The sequence below is a fragment of the Propionivibrio sp. genome, assembly GCF_016790145.1.
Taxonomy (GTDB): Bacteria; Pseudomonadota; Gammaproteobacteria; order Burkholderiales; family Rhodocyclaceae; genus Propionivibrio.
Genome location: NZ_JAEUOI010000046.1, coordinates 1 through 6,390, shown reverse-complemented (window position 1 = coordinate 6,390; position 6,390 = coordinate 1). Strand labels below are relative to the sequence as shown.

The window sequence follows — 6,390 nt, the reverse complement described above, 5'->3', positions numbered from 1 at the left end:
TCCTGCGTGAGCAGCGCAAGCTGGGCTGGGAAACCTTTCATCTCACCTCGCCGAAACAAGGCGAGACCACGGTTCCCTTCGAGGACATTGACGACCTGCGCTTCTACCGAACCCCGGTTGCCGGTGGCACGCTCGCAAGCCTCCCCGTCGGCAAGGAACTGGCGCTGATGAACAAACTCGAAACGCGCCTTGAAGAAGTGGCAAGCGAAGTTCGTCCAGACATCATCCATGCCCACTCGCCGGTGCTCAATGCCTTCCCGGCCATCAAGGTGGCGCGCAAGCTCGGTATTCCCGTCGTCTACGAAATCCGTGCCTTCTGGGAGGATGCCGCAGTAGACCACGGCACCACAACTGAAGGAAGCCTGCGCTACCGTGCCACCCGAAAACTTGAAACACGTGCGATCAAGCAGGCCGACCACGTATTCACCATCTGCGAAGGCCTGCGCTCTGACATCGCCGCACGCGGCATCCAGGCCGGGAAAATTACAGTCATTCCCAACGCAGTTGATATAGAGTCTTTCGATTTCGGGGGCATTCCTGACGAAGCGCTTAGGGAACAACTCGGTTTGTCGGCTTGCACTGTGGTCGGTTTCATTGGCTCCTTCTATGCGTACGAGGGCCTCGATCTTCTGCTCGATGCGCTTCCGCTTGTTCTCTTCCATCTGCCCGACGTGCGCATACTGCTCGTCGGTGGTGGTCCGCAGGAACAGGCGCTCAAGGAGCAGGCAAAACGTCTCGGGCTTGAGGATAAGGTTGTTTTCACGGGACGCGTACCGCACAACGAAGTCCAGCGCTACTACGAACTGATCGACGTTCTGGCCTACCCGCGTCACTCAATGCGACTGACTGAACTCGTGACGCCACTCAAACCGCTCGAAGCGATGGCCCAGGGGCGCCTGCTGGTAGCCTCCGATGTGGGCGGTCATCGTGAACTGATACGCGATGGCGAGACCGGCATGCTGTTTCGTGCCGGCAGCGCCACCTCGTTGTCCGAAACGATCATGAAACTGCTGGTCAAGCGCGAATATTGGATGGAGATGCGGGCGGCAGGTCGGAAGTTCGTTGAACAGGAACGTAACTGGGCCACCAGTGTGGCCAACTACCATGAACCTTATTCCCGACTGTTGAATGGACGGACGTGACCTTGCGCATCGATTATCATCGCTACCGGGTAATCTGCCAGATTGATCATCATGGATGTTCAAAGTCAGTGATACCAGGCATGACCCAGAATCTGACCGTAGGGAATGAAGAGCCGGTATGCCTTGCAGGAAGCCCCTTTTTGGTAAATCAATGCAAACCCGCCTGCGCGGGAATGTCGACATTGACCATCAGTTTCAGCATGACGGACTGTTAGCAAACTATGCAATTTCCAATGCACATTGGCCTTGTTGGTCCATTACCACCGCCATTCGGAGGCATGGCCAATCAAACCCGTCAACTTGCCGAGCTTTTGCGTAGCGAAGGGCTAACGGTCTCCCTCATACAGACTAATACGGACTATCGCCCGAAATGGGTTTCCCGTTTGCCGTTCATCAGGTCCCTTTTTCGCTTGGTACCTTATCTCTTCGCGCTCTGGCAACAAACAGGGCGCTTCCACATCATGCATGTCATGGCCAATTCAGGCTGGTCATGGCACCTATTCGCAGCGCCGGCAATCTGGATAGCGAAGCTTCGCAACACACCGGTAATCGTCAATTATCGAGGCGGAGAGGCAGAGTCTTTCCTCTCCAGGTCCACAAAGTTGGTACGTATAACCATGCGTCAGTCCTCGGCACTGGTCGTTCCCTCAGGTTTCCTGAAAGCCGTTTTTGAACACTTCGATCTGCCCGCTACCATTGTGCCCAACATTGTTGACTTATCACGTTTCAACAGCGCGTCGCCTCAACGCCCTACCCGGCGCCACCTGCTCGTTGCGCGGAATCTTGAACCCATTTACGACAACGAAACGGCAATCCGTGCTTTCTCGGTAGTCTATAAAATGCATCCCGATGCCACCCTGACCATCGCTGGATCAGGACCACAGGCTCAGTCGCTTCTTGAGCTAAGTGAAAGCCTGGGCCTCTCCAGAGCCGTTGTCTTTGCCGGTCGCCTGGATCGGGACGCAATGGCGCAAGCCTATCGAAAGGCGGACATTGCACTCAATCCCAGTCTCGTTGATAACATGCCCAATTCAGTTCTGGAGGCTTTGGCGAGCGGCATCCCCGTCGTCAGTACAAATGTGGGTGGAGTCAGGTTTATCGTCAATAATGAATTAACAGCCTTGCTGGTTCCACCGAAATCTCCTGAAGAAATGGCTAAAGCAATACTCAGGTTGATGGACGATTCAGCCTTGTCTGAAAAACTGGTCATCAACGGTCTGGCTGAGGTCCAGAAATACACCTGGCTGAGAGTTTGGCCATTGCTTGCCGGTGTTTATGGTAAAGCCAGCCATGCCACTCGATTGCAGACCTAAGGAATAGCCATGGGACTCCACACGGCTCTGGTAGCCAACATCCTCTTTCCCTTCCAGGAAAAACTGAAAAAGCACGATACAGTGGCTATTCGCCAAACCATGGACGATTCCCAGTGGTGGCCGGCCGAAAAGCTTGAACAATTCCGTCTTGAACGCTTGCGCAGTCTGCTCTTGAAGGCGGGAAAACACGTTCCCTACTATCGTGACTATTTCTCAGGGCTGGGCTTTGACCCGCACGCTATCAATTCATTGGCCGATCTCCAGAAGCTACCACTTCTGACCAAAGCTATCATCCGGACCGAAGGTGAGCGCATGAAGTCTGAAGTCGCGCGGGGACTGGCACGTTTCAATACCGGAGGCTCTTCCGGCGAGCCATTAATCTTCTTCATTGGCAAAGAACGCGTCAGCCATGATGTCGCCGCCAAGTGGCGAGCTACCCGCTGGTGGGATGTCGATATAGGGGATACGGAAATTGTCGTATGGGGATCGCCAATCGAGTTGGGAACGCAGGACAGGATTCGGACTATCCGTGACAAGCTCATGCGAACCGAACTCATGCCCGCTTTCCAGATGTCCGAACCCAACCTGGATCAGTTTGTTGCCAGAATACGTGAACGACGCCCCAAAATGCTTTTTGGCTATCCCTCGGCGATCAGCCATATCGCCACCCATGCCAACAAGCGGGGTGTGCACCTCAATAATCTGGGCGTCAAGGTCGTGTTCTGTACCTCAGAGCGCTTGTACGAGTATCAGCGTGAAACCATCTCCACTGCATTCGGCTGCCCGGTAGCCAACGGCTATGGCGGACGGGATGCTGGTTTTATTGCACACGAATGCCCATCCGGCGGAATGCACATAACGGCCGAAGACATCATCGTCGAGATCGTCGATGAACAGGGCAGGTTGCAGCAGGCGGGTGTGACGGGAGAGATCGTGGTAACCCATCTCGCAACATCCGACTTCCCCTTTATCCGCTATCGAACGGGTGATATTGGCACTTTAAGCACAGAACATTGCGCATGTGGACGTAGCTTGCCCATCCTGAAAGAAATACAGGGGCGTAGCACGGACTTTGTAATTGCCGCAGATGGTACGCTCATGCATGGACTTGCGCTGATCTACGTTGTACGCGATCTGCCCGAGGTCCAATCCTTCAAGATCGTCCAGGAGTCGAAGCTGTTGATCCGGGTCATGCTCGCAATCAAGGCCGGCGCCAACCGTAAGTACCTCTCGGATGTCGTGACTACAGGCTTTCGTAAACGGTTGGGGGAGGAAGTCCAGGTCGATGTCGAATTTCCCGAAAGCATCCCTGCAGAGCGTTCAGGAAAATTTCGCTACGTGATCAGTCATGTAGTCCAACCATTCGATAATTCACACAATGCGTGACATTCTAATCGTCTCGATCGTGGCCATTGCGTCAATCATGGCGCTCAGAAGGCCTTGGATAGGCATCATGTTATGGACATGGCTAAGTGTCATGAACCCCCATCGATTTACCTGGGGCTTCGCATATGATGCACCCCTTGCGGCTATCTCTGTAGCAGTAACTCTACTTGGCATGTTGATGACCAGCGAACGTAAATCACCATTCCAGGGCACCCCGGTCACCATCTTCGCCGTGTTTACCGTATGGGTAACCCTCTCATGGTTTTTGGGCGTGGATTCCGAGGGCGATTATTACCAATGGACGAAGGTCATGAAGATTTTTTTCATGACCTTCATTGCAATTTCATTGCTGCACACCAAACATCATTTGATTGCATTCGCATGGGTTGCGACAGGGTCACTAGCTATTTTGGGAGCAAAAGGAGGAATTTTCACGATTCTGCATGGGGGAAGCTATCGCGTATGGGGTCCGCCAGACTCATTCATCGAAGACAATAATGAATTTGCGTTAGCTCTGATAATGACGATTCCCCTTTTACATTTCCTGCAGATGCAAATTTCAAGCAAATGGCTACGTTATGGAGTGAGTGCGACCATATTTCTTTGCGCAGCCTCTGCGCTTGGTTCTCATTCACGTGGCGGGTTAATCGCAATCGCGGCAATGGGCATTATGTTTTGGTGGCGAAGTCCACGCAAAGGCCCTATGACGTTGTTAATCATCGTCTCTTTGTTTGCATTATTACCAATGATGCCAGAGGAATGGTGGCAACGTATGGATACAATTAGCGAATATAATGAGGATGAATCGGCGCTGGGCCGTCTTTATGCTTGGCGGGTAGCCACTGAGGTTGCAAAACATCATTTTTTTGGTGCTGGTATGTCATACCAGCATTCGGGCATTTTTCAGCTTTACGGAAACGGTGGGGGTCCGATCGCCGCACATAGTATTTATTTCCAGATTCTTGGCAATCACGGATTTGGTGGGCTATTCCTTTTTTTGCTGATTTGGCTTTCGACATTCAGTTCAGCCGCCTGGTTGCGTACGAATGCTCGCCATATCCCTCAAGCGGTCTGGGCTGCAAATTTGGGTTCAATGGTTCAGGTTAGCTTGATTGCCTATGCAGTGGGTGGAGCTTTTTTGAGTCTTTCATACTTCGATCTGCCATACATCATGATGGTACTTGTGGTAATGGCGCGAAAATGGGTTGAGAACCGCTCATGGGAAAGCGAGCCGTCAATTCCTTTTCTGGAATATGCAGGTCTCCGGAAATCAAGATCAAATTTACTGGTTGGGGCGTCCACAAATAGAACGCACCAGAATAATTAATAACATGTTTCTCAAACAAGCTTTCCGGGTTTCATCACCCGCAGGTAAGCGGGGCAGATTATCAATACTTATTTTTCACCGCGTACTTTCGGTGCCGGATCCGCTTTTGCCTGATTTGCCAGACATTCAACGTTTTGATCAGATTCTTGCCTGGTTAAAGGATTGGTTCAACGTAATTCCACTTGGCGACGCTGTAGCAAGGATGAAGCTGGGTGAGTTGCCAGAAAGAACTGCTGCAATCACATTCGACGATGGGTACGCCGATAATCTTGTAAATGCCACACCTGTTCTTAAAAAACACGGCTTGAATGCGACTTTCTTCATTTCTACCGGATTTCTTGATGGTGGCAGAATGTGGAACGACACGATTATTGAAGCTGTGCGTGGTGCGGAATCATCTTTAATTAATTGTGAATTCCTTGGACTTGGTCAACTGGAAATCACGACAATCGAACAAAAACGGGAAGCTCTGAACCATTTGCTACTCGCAGTCAAGCATCTGCCTTCTAATCAAAGAGAAGATGCAACCAGACAAATTTCGGAGTGTTCTTCATCTGTGCTGCCAAATGATTTGATGCTTTCTTGCAAGCAACTCATTGAATTGCGAGATGCCGGTATGGACATCGGTGCCCACACTGTAAGCCACCCAATTCTGTCATCAATTGACGACAAAATAGCGCACAGAGAAATCTCCGAGGGTGCTGATTATCTTCGAAATCTCCTTGGAGAGCGAATAAGGGTCTTTGCCTATCCAAATGGTAAATTTGGCCGCGACTACTCTGATAAACATGTTGAAATGGTAAAGGCATTGGGATTTGACGCTGCCGTAGCAACAAACTGGGGGTCGTCTGATTCTACATCTGACCTATTCCAGTTGCCTAGATTTACTCCATGGGATACAGCGCGTTGGCGATATGGAATACGACTTCTTATGAATCTCCGTCATGAGCTTCACCAAACATGATCGCTTACCAATCCTGAGTCATAGAGCTAAAGGAAAATCCGGACACGACGTTTGAATAAACTTCCCGTTGTTACATTCAGCACAGTTCATGCTCAGCGACTTTTTGACCTTTCGATTTTCGAACACAATACCACTCGGGCACCAGGTGCTTTGCCAATGATCAACCAGCAAACAAATAGTATTACGCCCTGCAGAACGTGTTCGCGGAGTATTTCCGTGGTCATCCCGTGCTATAACGCCAAACGCTGGATAGCTGGA

At 51.1% G+C, this 6,390-nt stretch carries 5 protein-coding genes; all 5 read left to right on the top strand.

Going from position 1 to position 6,390, the window contains the following annotated elements:
* The coding region (locus tag JNM42_RS04240; protein ID WP_294266668.1) for a TIGR04063 family PEP-CTERM/XrtA system glycosyltransferase at positions 1-1,142 on the top strand (1,142 nt) is incomplete at its 5' end.
* A 278-nt stretch (positions 1,143-1,420) separates the two neighbouring features.
* On the top strand, positions 1,421-2,455 hold the full coding sequence (locus JNM42_RS04235; RefSeq protein WP_294266666.1) for a glycosyltransferase family 4 protein: 1,035 nt from the start codon (positions 1,421-1,423) through the stop codon (positions 2,453-2,455).
* Positions 2,456-2,464: 9 nt separating this feature from the next.
* Positions 2,465-3,841, top strand: coding sequence for an AMP-binding protein (locus tag JNM42_RS04230; RefSeq protein WP_294266664.1), 1,377 nt, complete (start codon positions 2,465-2,467; stop codon positions 3,839-3,841).
* On the top strand, positions 3,834-5,168 hold the full coding sequence (locus tag JNM42_RS04225) for a putative O-glycosylation ligase, exosortase A system-associated (protein ID WP_294266661.1): 1,335 nt from the start codon (positions 3,834-3,836) through the stop codon (positions 5,166-5,168). Before JNM42_RS04230 ends, JNM42_RS04225 begins: the two co-directional genes overlap by 8 nt.
* Positions 5,169-5,172: 4 nt before the next feature.
* On the top strand, positions 5,173-6,132 hold the full coding sequence (locus JNM42_RS04220) for a polysaccharide deacetylase family protein (protein WP_294266658.1): 960 nt from the start codon (positions 5,173-5,175) through the stop codon (positions 6,130-6,132).
* Positions 6,133-6,390 lie beyond the last annotated feature (258 nt).

Bases quoted from the DNA above. Each gene is read 5' to 3' on its own strand.
- JNM42_RS04230 (WP_294266664.1), top strand. From the start codon at position 2,465: ATGGGACTCCACACGGCTCTGGTAGCCAACATCCTCTTTCCCTTCCAG.
- JNM42_RS04235 (WP_294266666.1), top strand. From the start codon at position 1,421: ATGGCCAATCAAACCCGTCAACTTGCCGAGCTTTTGCGTAGCGAAGGG.
- JNM42_RS04225 (WP_294266661.1), top strand. From the start codon at position 3,834: ATGCGTGACATTCTAATCGTCTCGATCGTGGCCATTGCGTCAATCATG.
- JNM42_RS04220 (WP_294266658.1), top strand. From the start codon at position 5,173: ATGTTTCTCAAACAAGCTTTCCGGGTTTCATCACCCGCAGGTAAGCGG.